Origin of the sequence: Rheinheimera sp. SA_1 (assembly GCF_001669775.1) — a bacterium.
GTDB lineage: Bacteria > Pseudomonadota > Gammaproteobacteria > Enterobacterales > Alteromonadaceae > Pararheinheimera.
The window spans coordinates 98,124-113,551 of the sequence record NZ_LXWK01000022.1; the positions used below are offsets into that span (position 1 = coordinate 98,124).

Annotated in this window: 11 protein-coding genes; 10 read left to right on the forward strand and 1 reads right to left on the reverse strand. The window is 47.8% G+C overall.

The annotated features are described in order from the left end of the window. Positions 1 to 405 precede the first annotated feature (405 nt). Both A5320_RS21535 and A5320_RS21540 read left to right on the forward strand, forming a co-directional pair. Entirely contained in the window at positions 406 to 801 is a 396-nt protein-coding gene (locus A5320_RS21535; RefSeq protein ID WP_068070065.1) for a c-type cytochrome, read from the forward strand. A 375-nt stretch (positions 802 to 1,176) separates the two neighbouring features. Next, a complete protein-coding gene (locus A5320_RS21540; RefSeq protein ID WP_068070067.1) occupies positions 1,177 to 3,771 on the forward strand; it encodes a diguanylate cyclase domain-containing protein in 2,595 nt (864 codons plus the stop codon). Here A5320_RS21540 and rep read toward each other — a convergent pair. Continuing rightward, on the reverse strand, positions 3,745 to 5,760 hold the full coding sequence (gene rep, locus A5320_RS21545) for a DNA helicase Rep (protein WP_068070069.1): 2,016 nt from the start codon (positions 5,758 to 5,760) through the stop codon (positions 3,745 to 3,747). The genes A5320_RS21540 and rep overlap by 27 nt on opposite strands. 199 nt (positions 5,761 to 5,959) lie before the next feature. Here rep and ubiK point away from each other — a divergent pair, with 199 nt between their 5' ends. The 8 genes from ubiK to A5320_RS21580 all read left to right on the forward strand — a co-directional run. Then, complete coding sequence (gene ubiK, locus A5320_RS21550; RefSeq protein WP_068070071.1) at positions 5,960 to 6,220, forward strand: ubiquinone biosynthesis accessory factor UbiK; 261 nt, start codon at positions 5,960 to 5,962, stop codon at positions 6,218 to 6,220. 63 nt (positions 6,221 to 6,283) lie between these two features. Next, on the forward strand, positions 6,284 to 6,436 hold the full coding sequence (locus A5320_RS22190) for a hypothetical protein (protein ID WP_197490251.1): 153 nt from the start codon (positions 6,284 to 6,286) through the stop codon (positions 6,434 to 6,436). A 152-nt stretch (positions 6,437 to 6,588) separates the two neighbouring features. Then, positions 6,589 to 8,097, forward strand: coding sequence for a catalase (locus tag A5320_RS21555; RefSeq protein ID WP_068070073.1), 1,509 nt, complete (start codon positions 6,589 to 6,591; stop codon positions 8,095 to 8,097). Between the two features lie 104 nt (positions 8,098 to 8,201). Next, positions 8,202 to 8,861, forward strand: coding sequence for an ankyrin repeat domain-containing protein (locus A5320_RS21560; RefSeq protein ID WP_231916810.1), 660 nt, complete (start codon positions 8,202 to 8,204; stop codon positions 8,859 to 8,861). A 261-nt stretch (positions 8,862 to 9,122) separates the two neighbouring features. Continuing rightward, positions 9,123 to 9,638: a hypothetical protein gene (locus A5320_RS21565; RefSeq protein WP_068070075.1), complete on the forward strand. Its 516-nt coding sequence runs from the start codon at positions 9,123 to 9,125 to the stop codon at positions 9,636 to 9,638. A gap of 16 nt (positions 9,639 to 9,654) precedes the next feature. Continuing rightward, positions 9,655 to 11,919: a tandem-95 repeat protein gene (locus A5320_RS21570; protein WP_068070077.1), complete on the forward strand. Its 2,265-nt coding sequence runs from the start codon at positions 9,655 to 9,657 to the stop codon at positions 11,917 to 11,919. Between the two features lie 72 nt (positions 11,920 to 11,991). Next, positions 11,992 to 13,689 (forward strand): chitobiase/beta-hexosaminidase C-terminal domain-containing protein, encoded by a 1,698-nt coding sequence (locus A5320_RS21575; RefSeq protein WP_068070079.1) that lies wholly within the window; start codon positions 11,992 to 11,994, stop codon positions 13,687 to 13,689. Between the two features lie 31 nt (positions 13,690 to 13,720). Beyond that, the coding region (locus A5320_RS21580; protein WP_197490253.1) for a hypothetical protein at positions 13,721 to 15,428 on the forward strand (1,708 nt) is incomplete at its 3' end.

A 15,428-nucleotide genomic window follows, 5' to 3' on the forward strand; every position in this document is an offset into this window, starting at 1 on the left:
AAAAAGGAGTTAAGTTGTTGAGAATAAAACAAAAAACGAAGGGGAAGACAACACAGACCCTTGTTATTATTCTTTACATCCTGTTGTGGAAAATGTTTTTTCCGCACCGTCAGCAATGATCAAAAGAAGCGATCTGGCCTGACGAATGGGTAACTAGACTACCACAACGGTTTCTTTTGCAAAGCAGAAAAACGAAAAAAAATTTGTTGAATTGACCATGTTTTAACCAGACATTTCGATGAATATTAGCTAAGGTCGATATTGAATTAATTTAGTGACGTTGGATCAGCAGTTTGCGTTTCGTTGAATGCTTGGCTTGCGCTCTACTGGGGCTTTCACTCTTTGGTCCGGCAGCGCTATAATGCCTTAGAATTTGTGCGGCTTAATTTCCGGGGATCCCGATCAATGAAAAAAATTACCTTCGTTCTTGCTTTGTTAGGTTGTGCCCTGGTTGCTCAGGCCAGTACTGATGAAAAATCTCAAGATGAATTAAAAGCGCGTATTGCACCGGTCGGTCAGGTGTACTTGGCGGGCGCTGAGCCAGTTGTCGTTAAACCGACAGGCCCACGGACTGGTGAGCAAGTGTATCAAGGCGCCTGTTTTGCCTGTCACGGTACTGGTGCGTTAGATGCACCGAAAAAAGGTGATGCAGCCTGGAAACCGCGTATTGCACAAGGTCTGGACGTTCTGAAAAAGCACGCTATCGAAGGGATCCGCTCAATGCCACCTCGCGGCACTTGTGCTGATTGTTCGGATGAAGAAATCGTTGATGCGATTAAATTTATGACTGAAGGCGTTTAATCCCACCGTATCAATGCAAAGCCGACTGTTGGCTAACGTCATTCACTTAAGAATGTTTTGAGCGAATGGTGTTTCTGGTTTTCGATATACGAACGGTCCTTTCTTTGGGCCGTTTTCTTTTTTCGGGCAAGATATAACGCTTCACCCGTTCGCGAATTTGTGAATCTAACCCTGCAAGGTGCTGCGATTGCCTGCACCTGTTATGCCCTATTTACCTGGTTATGGGGTTAGTCGCAGCGCCAAGAACAAAATCGTATAAAAACAATCCATCACAACTCGGATAAACACTTTCATCTGCTTAATCTTTGTGCATAATAGGACCTGTTCTCACTAAGATCCGACCACAGGATCACTCACAAATATAAAGAGCGACAGTTGAAGGAATTAACGCAATCCGCAGCCAGGCAAAGCGCCAATAAAGCGCCAGATCGCCGCTTAAAATCTCTGCTTGAACGATACAGACTGGCTTATACGGTGCAAAAAGCCTTGTTGAACTTGTCGGAACTCGCCAGCACACTTTCTGATATGTCGGAGTTTTATCCGGCCATCCACCAACTCCTGAAACAGCATTTGCGCGCCGACAATTTTTATGTGGTGCTGGTCGACCATGAAACCGGCGTCTTCAGTCTCGAATATTTTGCTGACGAAAAAGATCAGCTTGATACTAATGACTTAAGCGCTGCCGATTTTGTTAATGGCCTGACCGGTTATGTGGTCCGTACCAAAAAAATGCTGCTGTGTGATGAACAGCGTTTCCAGCAACTGCTGCAACAAGGTGATATTCGCTCTCAAGGCACACCTTGCCATCATTGGTTGGGCATTCCACTGAATCGTGGCCGGCAGCTGATTGGCGTGATGGTGGTACAGATTTACGATAATTCCTATCACTATCAACAACGTGACGTTGATTTACTGACCGCAATTGCTGGCCACACTGTGACGGCGATCGATAGGGTAAAAAGTCGCGAACTGCTGGAGCAAACCGTGCGTGAACGCACCCGGCAGTTGCAAAATATCAATCATTCGTTACAGCGTGAAATTCGCGAACGCACCAATGCCGAGCAGTTGCAGGCGGCGCTATATAAAATATCGGAACTCACTGCCACCAATGCCGATATGACCGGTTTTTATCGGGAAGTACACCAAATCCTCGCCGGGTTGATGCAGGTCGATAACTGTTACATTGCACTGTTAGATGAAAGCGGTAAAAAACTTAGTTTCCCGTTTTATATTGACCAGTATTCGCCGCCGGCGCAGGAGCGTCCGCTGCGTAAAGGTTTTACCGAATATGTGCTGCGTGTCGGGGAAGCCCGGCTGATTAATCGCGAGTTATCAGATTTGCTGGTGCAACAGGGTGAAGTGCTGCGGCTGGTGCCAGAATCTGAGCAAACCGCCCCCCATGCGACAAGTTGGCTTGGTGCGCCGCTGCTGATCGACCAGCAAGCGCTTGGTGTGATCGCAGTACAGTCCTATGACGAAAGTTACCTGTACAGCGAAAGTGAGCTGAATATTCTACGTTTTGTGTCGCAGCATATAGCGGTGGCCATCCAGCGCAAGCTGAATACCGAACAACAGAAATTGCATCAGGAAGAGCTGGAACGGAAGATTTTCGAACGTACCCGCGAGTTGCGCCAGACCAATTTATTCCTGCGGTTACAGGTGGAAGAACGTAAAAAAGTCGAAGAGCGACTGTTTCACGAGGCGAATCACGATACGTTGACGGGCCTTGCCAATCGTCAGATGTTTATGTTGCAGCTCAAGCAGCAATTCACCTTACGCGGGCGAGAAAACAATCTAAGGTTTGCTTTATTATTCATCGATTTAGACAGATTTAAACTGATTAACGACACCATGGGCCACCATGTTGGCGATTGTTTTCTGATTGAAGTCAGCCAGCGGTTGCAGCGCACGGTACGCGAGCATGATTTGGTCGCACGGCTTGGCGGCGATGAGTTTGTGGTGCTGTTAACCCAGCTCACCGACGATGGCGATGCCGAAGATGTGGCAGATCGAATCATTGAAATTATGCGTGAGCCGATGGTGCTGCAAGGCCAGCCGGTCTATTCAGGGGCCAGTATCGGTATTGCCAGTTATAAACCGGACTATGGCAGTGCCGATGCATTGCTGCGCGATGCCGATGCTGCGATGTATCAGGCCAAAGCCATGGGTCGTAACCGTTTTGTGATTTTTACCGACAGTATGCGGATGCAATTATTGCAGGAACTTAGCATGGAGCAGGCTCTGCACCAGGCACTTTCCGATAAGCAGTTTTCAGTGGAATACGAGCCAATTGTCTGTAGCGAAAAACACCATGTGCTGGGCTATGAGGCGATGATGCAATGGGTGCACCCAAACCTGGGGCTGCAACAGGATTTTAATCGTCAGGCAGCGCAAGCTGGTGTGCTGCCACAAATTGAATTACAAATTATTCAGCAGTTACTTGAACAACTGCAGCAGCACCCACAACCGGCGGTGTTATGTCTGCAGATTTGCCATCAGCACCTGTTAAACCCAGTGCAATTTGACCGTTTACACAAAGTGTTGTTGCCGTATCAGCATTTGCTGCACCGGTTGTCACTGGGGTTTGCCGAATATGATTTGGTGAAACTGAACAGTTCGAACCTGAATTATCTGAATCAGTTAAAACGGCTTGGGGTGCGGCTTGCCATTGAACATTTTGGCGCTGATACCATGCCACTGGGCATTGCAACGCAATATCCATTTGATTTTATTAAGCTTGATCCATCGTTTTGCCGCCATTTAACCAAACATCAGCAAAAACGGCAGATGTTGGATATTTTAATTAATTTGGCGCAAAGCTATAAGTTCCGGGTCATTGCCGATGGTGTGGATGACGGCGATTTACGGCAGCTGCTGGTTGAGCAAGGCTGTTGTTATATGCAGGGTCGGCTGGTAAAAAGCTTGCTGCAACCAGAGCAGGAATCAGTCTTTCTTCAGCAACTGGCGTAACCGTTCCAGATGCGCCAGTCCGGTTTGCTGGCGCTGCTCCTCGGTTTTTACCGGCGCCGCTTGTGCCCATTCCAAATCATCGCTGGGTAATTCCATTAAAAAACGGCTTGGCTCAGGCTTGATGGTTTCGCCATATTGGCGTCGCTCACGGGCATAAGTGAAAATCAACTCCCGCTGCGCCCGGGTGATGCCAACATACGCCAGTCGCCGCTCTTCTTCGACGTTGTCTTCATCAATACAGGTCTGGTGCGGCAAAATGCCTTCTTCCATGCCGACCATAAATACATAAGGGAACTCCAGACCTTTGGAGGCATGCAAAGTTAATAGCTGTACCTGATCAGCATCATCGTCTTTTTCGTTGCGCTCCATCATATCTCGCAACGTGAGCTTGGTGACCACTTCGGCCAGCGTCAGCGGTTCGTGCTCTTCATCACCTTTAAGCATTTCGGTGATCCAGCGATACAGTTCGTTGACGTTTTTCAGCGCCATTTCCGCCGCTTTTGGGCTATTACTGACTTCAAATAAATAAGCTTCGTAACGGCTTTGCCGGATGAGATCCCGCACTGCTTCGGCCGGTTCAGCGCGCACCGCGTTGTCGGCGAGTTCCACCATCCAGCGCGAAAACTCACGCACACAAGCCAGGCTTCTGGCGGATAGTTCGTCCGATAATTCCGGCGCACAGCAGGCGTCAAACAGGCTGATATGCAGTGAATTCGCCAGGCTGCCAATCCGCTCTAAAGTGGCGGCGCCAATCTCGCGCTTAGGGGTATTGATGATGCGCAGCAGCGCATTGTCATCATCCTGATTGACCAGCAACCGCAGGTAAGCCATCACATCTTTAATTTCTGGTCTGGAGAAAAACGAGGTGCCACCGGAAATTTTGTAGGGAATGCGGTTGGTCATCAGTGCTTTTTCAAATACCCGTGCCTGATGATTGCCGCGGTATAACAGCGCGTAGTCTTTGTAATTACTGCGATTAATAAAGCGATGCGAAATAATTTCCGCCACCACCTTTTCCGCTTCATCTTCTTCGCTTTTGGTTGGCATCACTTTCAGCGGCACGCCATAACCGAGGGTGCTGAACAGCGCTTTGTCGTATTCGTGTGGATTGTTGGCAATTAGAATATTGGCGGCTTTGAGAATACGCTCACAAGAGCGGTAGTTTTGCTCCAGCTTAATTACTTTTAAGCTGGGGAAATCTTTCCCCAATAACACTAAATTCTGTGGTTTGGCACCGCGCCAGGAATAAATCGACTGATCATCGTCACCAACCACAGTAAAACGCTGCCGTTCGCCGACGATAGCTTTCACCAGTTCATACTGGCTGGTATTGGTGTCCTGATATTCATCGACCAGCAGATACTGAATTTTTTGTTGCCAGCGCTGCCGCACCTCGCTGTTCGCAGTGAATAACAGCGTTGGCACCATAATTAAATCGTCAAAATCCAGTGCGTTATAAGCCCGCAGTTGCTGGGCGTATTGGCTGTAAAAATTCGCAAAGCTGATACTTTGCGCGTCCATCGCCTGCGCTATTGCCTGAGGCGGCAACAATAAATCGTTTTTCCAGTTTGAGATTTTACTTTGCAGTGCCCGCAGTAAATCTTTGTCGCCTTGTAAATCGTTTTCGGTCAGCTCTTTGAGTAATGCCATGCTGTCCTGATCATCAAACAGGGTGAAATTGGCTTTATAACCAATGGCTTTGTGTTCTTTTTTAATGATTTCGAGGCCAAGGGTGTGGAAGGTAGAAACCGTCAGGCCCCGTAATTTACTGCGATCCAGCTGATGGGAAATCCGCTCTTTCATCTCGCGGGCAGCTTTATTGGTAAAGGTCACCGCAGCGATATGCCGGGCAGACATGCCACATTCTTCAATCAGATAAGCAATTTTGTTGGTGATCACCCGGGTTTTGCCGGAGCCGGCACCCGCCAACACCAGACATGGGCCTGAGATATATTTAACTGCTTCATTCTGCTGCGGATTGAGTTTCATTGATTACCTGTGACGCTTGTCTGAAACCGCCATCGTGAGCGGGGGCGTTAGTGTAGCCGAAAGCGTTCGGTGGCGACAGTTCTGACTGACAGTTGCTATCGGATAAATTCTGGCGCATTTGCTTGAAATAGTGTTCGCGCGCCGCCATCAACACTCGTAGAATAAAGTTTCAGCCGCTGCAACAACCCAAGGAATTATCATGTTGGATCCGAAAAAAATCGAAGAAATGGCCCGCCAGATTGGCGCTGCAATTCCACCGAAATTCCGTGAAGTAGCGGATGATGTTGAAGCGAAAGTCAAAGCGGTACTGCAGGCTAAATTAAGCCAGCTGGATTTTGTCTCGCGTGAAGAATTTGATGTCCAGCGCCAGGTATTGCTGCGCACCCGCGAAAAACTCGAAGCGCTGGAAGTACAGGTGCAACAGTTACTGGCGGCGAAAGCTGCTGATGACCAGAACTAACAACAGACTGGCTGGTAAAAAACCGCCAGAGCATGATTCCAATGAATATATAAGAGGCCTGTCATGAACGAATTTGATTTTGATTTAGACCATCTGGATTTTGATACTGCAGCCGCCAACAACGCCGCCCAACTGGAACTGGCGGATCAAGCTGCCGCTGCGGCCGCCGCTCTGCCGGATGAAGACGATTGTGCCGGTGGCGCCTGTAAGATTTAAGTCCCCGCAGCGACCAGGGATGAGTATAGGTAAATTTATCCTCATCCTTTTTATAGATTGAATCAATCCATATAAATCGTTTTTTATAATTCACTGTCGCCCCTAAGCTATCTGTGCAGGATAGAGCTGACTTCGACAGAGGATTTTAAAAAATGAAAAAAACTACACTCGCCGTGTTAGCAGTGACCACTACTTTTACCCTCAATGCAGAGCAACTGACCCGCGACAATGGCGCGCCGGTTGGCGACAATCAGAATTCGATCACCGCAGGTCCAAACGGCAGTGTGTTGCTGCAGGACGTGCATTTAATTCAGAAATTACAACGATTTGCCCGCGAGCGTATTCCGGAGCGGGTGGTGCATGCCCGTGGTACCGGCGCCCATGGCGAATTTGTGGTAACCAACGCCATTCCTGATCTGACTGCAGCCAGTCTGTTTGCCACGACCGGTAAAAAAACACCGGTGTTTGTTCGTTTTTCTACAGTTATTCATGGCAACCATAGCCCGGAAACCTTACGTGACCCGCGTGGTTTTGCCACCAAGTTTTATACCGATCAAGGCAACTGGGATTTAGTGGGAAACAACCTGCCGGTATTTTTTATCCGCGATGCGATTAAATTCCCGGACATGGTGCATTCACTAAAACCATCGCCGATCGACAATCTGCAAGATGCTAACCGGGTGTTTGATTTTATGTCAAACGACCCGGCTTCCACCCATATGTTAACGCAGGTTTATTCAGATTTAGGCACACCAGCCAGCTACCGCGAAATGGATGGTTTTGGCGTGCACGCTTATAAATTCATTAACGCCAAGGGTGAAGTGCGTTACGTGAAATTTAACTGGCGCAGTCAGCAGGGCATCAGATCTTTGGATCAAGCGCAGGTTGCCAAAGTACAAAGCATGGATTTTAACCACCTGACCCGGGATTTATATAAAGAAATCAATGCCGGTAACCATCCGAAGTGGGATTTGCATATTCAGATTTTAACGCCGGATCAGCTGGATGATTTTAGCTTTAACCCGCTGGACGCCACCAAAATCTGGCCAAAGGTTGCTGAAGTCAAAGTCGGCACTATGACGCTGAACCGGATGCCGGATGACTTCTTTGAAGCGACCGAACAAGCCGCCTTTGCACCAGCGAATTTGGTGCCTGGGATTGAACCGTCGGAAGACCGTTTGCTACAAGGCCGGATTTTCTCCTACAGCGACACTCAGTTATATCGGTTAGGCGCCAATCATCAGCAATTGCCAATTAACCGGCCTTTGGTCAATGTGGACAGCCACAACCAGCAAGGCGCAATGAATTTTGGCAATAACAAATCCAATGTGAACTACGAGCCAAGCCGGATCGAGCCAAAAACGACATTGCCGGTGGCTCGTGCTGTAACCACCGAACTTTCCGGCACTGTGCAGCAAAAGATCATCGCTAAAACCGACAACTTTACCCAGGCTGGCGAGTTTTACCGTGGCCTGAGTAAACAAGCGCAGCAAAACCTGGTTCGCAACTTAGCCGGTGATTTAGGCGCGGTGAAAGATAGCCTGACCAAGCATGTGATGTTGTCGCACTTCTACAAGGCCGATGCCAATTATGGCAAAACGCTGACCAAAGCAGTGAAGGGTGATTTGAAGCAGGTTGAACAACTGGCGGCCCGGCTGTAACTGTTCGGCAGGAAGTACTTATCACGGCAGCCGGACAGGACCAGCTGCTGTGTTATTCCGGTTAAAGCCCTGTGAAGCTCAAATGCTCTGTCCTGCAATTCAGGGTGAGCTTCACAGGCACTCCCAATACTGATTTATGCGAATTTTACCGAATTGAAACCGGACATTGTCGAGAATACAAGGCTCGTATCAGGAGAAAGATAATGGCTCAATCTAAAGCGTTCATTCTCAGCTTTTTACTGGGGATCGGATCTGGCAACTGGGCTGTGTGCGCCGCGGAGCCCGCAGTAAAAGTTAAGGCGACAGCAACAGAATTCAGGACAGCCATCGATCCAGCTCAGGACATCCGGCAATTGCAGCGCTATTTTTTCGCAGCGGCCAGAACCGGAGAGCAAGCTGTACTCAGTGAGTTTTTAAAAGCTGGTTATCCAGTGAACGAACGAAACGAACACAGTTATACCGCATTAATGATTGCAGCTTATGCTGGACAGCCAACCGCGGTTGACGTCCTGCTACAAGCTGGCGCCGATGCCTGTCTGCGTGACAAACGAGGCCATACTGCGCTGATGGGGGCGATGATTAAAGCGGAATGGGATATTGCCCGCACGCTGTACGATATTGATTGTGATCAAGAAAATACCGCGAAAGCCACCGACGTGGTGACCGACAAATCGCAAATGACCGCAGCACAGTTTGCTGAAGTCTTTGGGCAAAGTGATAAGTTTAAGAGGTTGGCCGTCGAGGCAGAAGTCGTTACAAAATAGCGTTTTGACAAATGGCGCATTGTTGCAAGTGATATACCCGTTTTACCGCAAAAGTATCATCCTGTTTATTGTTTTATTTATCATTCGGAGTAGTTTTGTTGCTGATTTCAATAGCAATTTCTAAATAATAGGTAGTGCCAGTCAATGCTGGTGTTATTATTTTGTATCTGCATAGTTTCCAAAAGAGCAAATAATTCACTTGAGATTATTCATAACCTGATTACAATCGCACCCTTTTAAAGTGAAAATAGGGAAAATTAAATGCGTTTGAAATTATTGTTATGGTCTTTTGTGCTGGCGTCGCCGATGGTATTCGCTGCCAAAATAACTTCGTTAAAAGTGGATGGCAGCATAGTTACTTTTACTGAAAACACCGCAAAAACAGCTGCCGTCCCGGCCTGTGCCGCAGCCAATCCTACCAAATGGGGCCTGTCGCTGACCACCGATGCCGATCGTGCGACTTATTCGGTATTGGTCGCTGCGATGGCCAGCAATATGGAAGTGTTGGTGGAAAGTGCGCAGAAATGTGTCAATGGCACCAGCCTTGACCAGGTTAAAAGTGTTGAAGTTATACCTGCGCCGATCGCTGCCGTGACACCACAGGGTTTTCGAATTGTTGCCGTAGGAAACACTTCCTCCAATGGAGGTTCCGTTATTAAAACGCTAAAGGCTGCAAATGGTAAACCTTATATGACATCACAAGGGCAAGGTAGAGATAGCTACATTACGTGTAATGAATTAAGCGTACCGTATAAAGATCTTTGCCTAATCAACTAGTTCGGAATCAGTGCTCATGAATTTTCTGTCCCGGCTATTCTTAACAGGCTGTTTTGTATTGTCGTTTGTTACGTCTGCCAACTCGGGCTGGTTGCCCATGGTGAATTATTACCTACTACAACCCAGCGCGTCGGCAATACCCCAGATAACCGGCCACCGGCCGCTGACTTTTTCAGAAGACAGTTCTTTTAGTCTGAGCAGTGCAGATTTTTCAATCGTCGACAGTGACAGTCAAAGTTTTACCCTTAGTATTCAGCCAGGTGCAAATTACAGTGTTATCAACAATGTAATCACACCAAACGCTGACTTTTTTGGCATGTTGCAGGTTCCGGTAACGGCATCTGATGGAGTAAATAGTTCAGCGGCGTTTGTTGCGACCATGACTATTACCAATGTCAATGATGCACCGGTAACCCGCAGAGATCTGCAATTTCAGGTTACCAACTCAGATGCCGTGCACGTCACCTTTGCACAGCTATTTACCGATGTGGATAACGACAGCGATTTCAGTTCATTTAGTTTTCAGGTGAATCAGCCAGGAAACAATGCAAATTTAGATACTGGCAACGGAACATTTTCACCTTTGCCTGCGCCGGATCAGCGTAACTTTGCTTATCGCCCCAAGCCAGGTTTTGTTGGTGATGATGTGATTAAATACTGGATTACGGACAACAAAGACCTGCGAAGTGCCGAAGGTTTAATAACAATTCGGGTGACAGCAAGCCCGGTGCCGGTGGTGGCATCGCAAAACGCGATCAGCGTGCAAGAAGACACAAGCTTGAAGTTGTTGCCTGTCATGTTCCAAATTGTCGATTACGACAGTACGATTTTCACAGTTACACCACTCGCTGGCCAGAATTATAAAGTTGTTGCGGACAGTATTATTCCCAATAATAACTTTTATGGCGAACTTCAGGTTCCGATAAGGGTGTCTGATGGCAGCAACCAATCGCCAACTTTTATTGCAAAAGTTCAGGTGAATAACGTTAATGATGCGCCGAATGCATTATCGCCACTCACGCTGGGTCTTAAGCAGAATCAATCCAGTAATTTCAGGCTCACAGGTTTATTTCATGACGTCGACGGTATAAGTAATACCACGATATTTAAACTGTTAGTGGATAATCTAGATTGCTCCGCCAGTTGTTCAACAGCCAATGGCAGAATTTTCAGAACTGGTGACCACCCTTGGGCATCGTTCTTGTATACCCCAAACCAAGGATTTACTGGGTTAGACCCAATCAATTACAAAATAAAAGACAGTTCCGGATTAATTTCGAATCCTAGCCGGTTGACATATGATGTTGCTGGACCGGCAGTACTGAAAATTACCGCCCAACAAACATTGACCTTGCAAGAAGATCAAACTCTTCAATTGTTACCTGAGCACTTCACCGTTGCCGGAGCTGAACCTGGCAACAGCATTGAAATCAGCGCAGTTAATGGTGAAAATTACCGAATTGAAAACAATCAGCTGATCCCCGCGAAAGACTTTTACGGTGTATTAAATGTTGGCGTTGTCGCTACTTCAGGCGGTATTTCATCCGGCTTATTCAACGCCAAAGTCACTGTCAACAATGTGAACGACAAACCCCTGATGGTGTCAGAACCGCTCATTTTAAATGGCCTAACTGGCGCTAGTATCGACAATGTTCTGGTGTCGGCGTTGTTTTCTGATGCCGATTTAGCAAAAGGTGCTGAGTCACTAGCTGGTTATACCGTGCAATTTGTCAATAAAACCCATAGTACCAATGGTGTGACCACGCACGGCAAGCTGGCCCAAACCGGCACTACAGCGACTGGCCACTGGCGGTACACCCCTAACCCGGGCTTTAGCGGTGAAGACAGTGTTTTACTTTGGGTGAAGGATTCGCAAGGTGTACAGGCCGAGCTGCCAGCAACACTGGTATTTAAGGTCGCTGAACAAGCCGTCGTTGAGTTTGATGTTAGCGCCACTGCAAATGCCGGTGGCACTGTGACGCCGCCAATCCAAAAAATCAGAAGTGGCGAAAAGGCGACAATCACTTTAGCTGCGAATGCTGGCTTCAAAATCCAAAGTGCTACTGGTTGTGGCGGAGCACTAGCAGAAAATACTTACCGAACCGGCGTTGTAACCGCAAATTGTCAGGTGCAGGTTGTTTTCTCACCTTCATCGACAACTCCAATAGTCATTTATATCCATACCGATGCTTTGGGCTCTGTCATTGCTGAAACGGATGAAAACGGCAATGTGATTAAACGTACTGAATACAAGCCGTTTGGGGAGAATAAAGATCAGTAAATACAAATCAGCAGTGAGCCAGTTGGTCGCTGTGCAACACAAAACTTCAATGAAAAAGGAATTGAACTGTTTATGTTAATCAAAAATATGGCCAGCTTAGCGCTGGGTTTGCTCTGCACCGTGCTGGCCTGGAAAGCCAATGCGGTGCCGGCAACGCCTGCATCACCAAACGCTACATTGATTGGCATGTATATCGATGTCACCTGGGGCACCGTGAGTGGTGCCAGTAACTATCAGGTTGAATATTCCGAAACCGGTGTTGCAACCGGCACTGTGAACGTTGGCAATACAACCTTGTATCAGCAAAATATAACGCCCGGCCGAAGTTATCTTTATCGGCTCAAAGCCTGTGATGGCTCCGGTTGTTCGGCATTTTCGGCGTATAGCCAAACGGTGACACCACCCTTAACTCCGGATAAACCGTCGACTCCAACAGCGACTTTGCAAGGTATGTATCTGGATTTGACCTGGTCGGCTACGCCAAGAGCGACTTATTACATCGTAGAGCCTTATGTTGGTGGCGTGCCAACCGGGCAGGTACAGGTTGGTAATACCACGACCTATCAGCAGAATATAACGCCTGGAAAAACCTATCAGTATTTGATAAAAGCCTGTAACACCTCGTTGTGCTCGGCTTATTCGGCAGCAAGTAATGTTGTTACTGCACCTTTAACACCGGATAAGACCTCGCCACCGACAGCCTCAGTAAGTGGCACCACCGTCACTGTCAATTGGGCCGCGCAAGCCCGGGCGACTTATTACTTACTGGAGCCTTATGAGAATGGCACTGCGACGGGCCAGTTAAATATGGGGAGCAGCCGCACTCATAGTTTTACTGGTAAAGCTGGTGCAATTTATCAGTTTTTACTAAAAGCCTGTAACACGTCCTTGTGCTCGCCCTATTCAGATGGCAGCAATGTTGTAACGGTTCAGGCTGCGCCAATTCGGGTGAGTGCCAGTGCCAATGCTGGTGGCAGTATTAGCCCTGGTTATGTCGATGTTGCATCTGGCGGTACCGCAAGTTTCAACGTAACGGCCAATAGCGGTTTTACCATCGACAGCATCTCCGGCTGTGGCAGAACGACTACAACCAGCCCTTTTACCACAGGTGCCATCACCGCCGCCTGTACAGTCACCGCAACGTTTAAAGCTTCAGCAGCAGTAGCCGCACCCAGCTTCAGCCCGAATGGCGGCAGCCATAGTGCGCCGGTGTCGGTCACTCTGGCGACAGCGACCTCTGGTACACAAACCCGTTACACCGTCGATGGCAGCGATGTCACGGCAAGCTCACCGCTTTATGCCGCCCCATTTATGGTTACAGCCAACACCACGGTTAAAGCAAAAAGCTTTAAATCGGGTATGACCGACAGTGCGCAAAATAGTGCCAGTTTTGTCATTCAAGTCGCAGCGCCTTCAATCAGCCCGAATGGCGGCAACCATAACGGTCCTGTGAATGTGACGCTAGCTAGCGGTACTGCAGGTGCTCAACTTCGCTATACCACCAATGGTACAGATGTGACGGCAAGCTCAACGCTTTATATAGCCCCATTCAGCATTGCCAGCACCAGCACTGTCAAAGCAAAGAGCTTTAAAGCCGGGATGGCGGACAGTGTGCAAGCTACTGCGAATTTTGTGATACAGCAAAGTGGTGTGCAGGTGATTTATTTGCATACCGATGCGCTTGGTTCTGTCATTGCCGAAACCGATGCGAATGGCAATGTGATTAAACGCAGTGAATACAAGCCATTTGGTGAAGTGAAAGATAACTAATTAGCCAGACATGATTTTATAAAGGATTGATATGAGTAATAAATTAATTATAGGAACTCTGGCTGTGGTTATCGGCGCTAGTCTGAATACTTATGCCGCAGATAACGGACACCACAATACCGAACTTCAAAATAGTGTGGTTGATTATCACGAACGAGGCAGAAATGTTTCTTCAAGGGCTGTCAGTTTCAGTTCTGGAACTCCCAAGACCATTGTTGAAACCGAAATGGAACATTCAAGAAAAAACATCTTGAAGCAGTTTAATGTCGGTTTTGAGATTACTGCTGAAACCACCGATTTAATGGGTGAGCAAATTGATTTAAATACCGGCTCTTTGTCGTTTAAGCAGACCGACATTAATGTGCCCGGCAATTTTAATATTCCGGTCGGTGTCACCAGAATTTCAGGCTCAGCGGATGTTGAATATTCTGCCAACAGATTGCTCGGCGACTGGAGTCTGGATTTGCCTTACATCGGCACTTCGATGGCCAGTATCGATGGAGCCACCTATACCGGGAGTTGGGCGGCCAATAAGGCCTGCAGCGGCCCACTTAATCCTGGCTCAGAGCTCAGTTACGATGCATCTACGCTGGAAGTGAAAGATTATTGGAGTGGCGATAACATCTATATTCCTGGCCAGGGTTCGGCCACGCTGCTGTATAAAGATGCAGCAACACCAAGAACCACCAATAAAAATTGGCGAATTGAGTGTTTTACCACACCATCCGGTAGTGAGGGATTCAGAGTTACCACCCAGGATGGGACTAAATATACGTTTGATAAATTAAGACTGGTACGTGGTCTTGATATTGGTAAAGGCAGAGCCCACGGCAGCGTTTCCATTGATCCAGCGCCTATTGATCCACCAGGACAGGACCAACCTACGGATTTAGCCTATTACCGGCATTACCATACGTTTATGCTGGCCACTAAAGTTGAAGACAGGTTTGGTAATTGGGTTACTTATAATTATGTCGGCAACAGGTTGGATACAATAAAATCATCGGATGGCCGGGAAGTCGCCTTTGGTTATGAAGTCATCAAAGGCAGCGATTACATCAACCAGATCAGTGCTCATGGGCAGGTCTGGAACTATGCATATATCGATCAAGATGCGTCGCCCAAGCTTGGCAAAGTCACCCGTCCGGACGGGAAGTTCTGGGACTTCAAATACAGTCCGTTCTACAACGCGTACAATAAATCAACCACAACTTATGGCCAATGCCTTAACTGGGATGCGTCGAGTCATACGATGACCATCACCCATCCAAATGGCGCCATTGGAACCTTTGAAAAACATTCCACCACCCATGGCAGAACCGAAGTGCCACGGCATAAACTCGGGCCGGTCGATGACAAAAATTACGACCATAGCTTTGCAATTGATATTTGTTTTAACGCCATCAGCCTGATGAAAAAAACAATTTCTGGTGCTGGTTTACCTACCATGCAATGGGATTACAGCTATTCCGAAAATATTGGTGCTTTTGCCGGTGAGTCCAAATTTGCACCCGGCCAGATTACTGTTCCGGCAAATTCAGGGATTGACGCTGGGGATCTAAAATTCTCTAGCGTGAAAGCGCCGGATGGCAGTGTGACCAAGCACTATTTCAGCCGGAAATTTAATTGGGAAGACGGTAAAGAACTATTCAGCGATCAGTACGATAAAGATGGTGTGACTTTACTGCGTCGTTCAGAAAGTAAGTTTATTCAAGGCAAGCGTTATGGCTCGGCCGGTG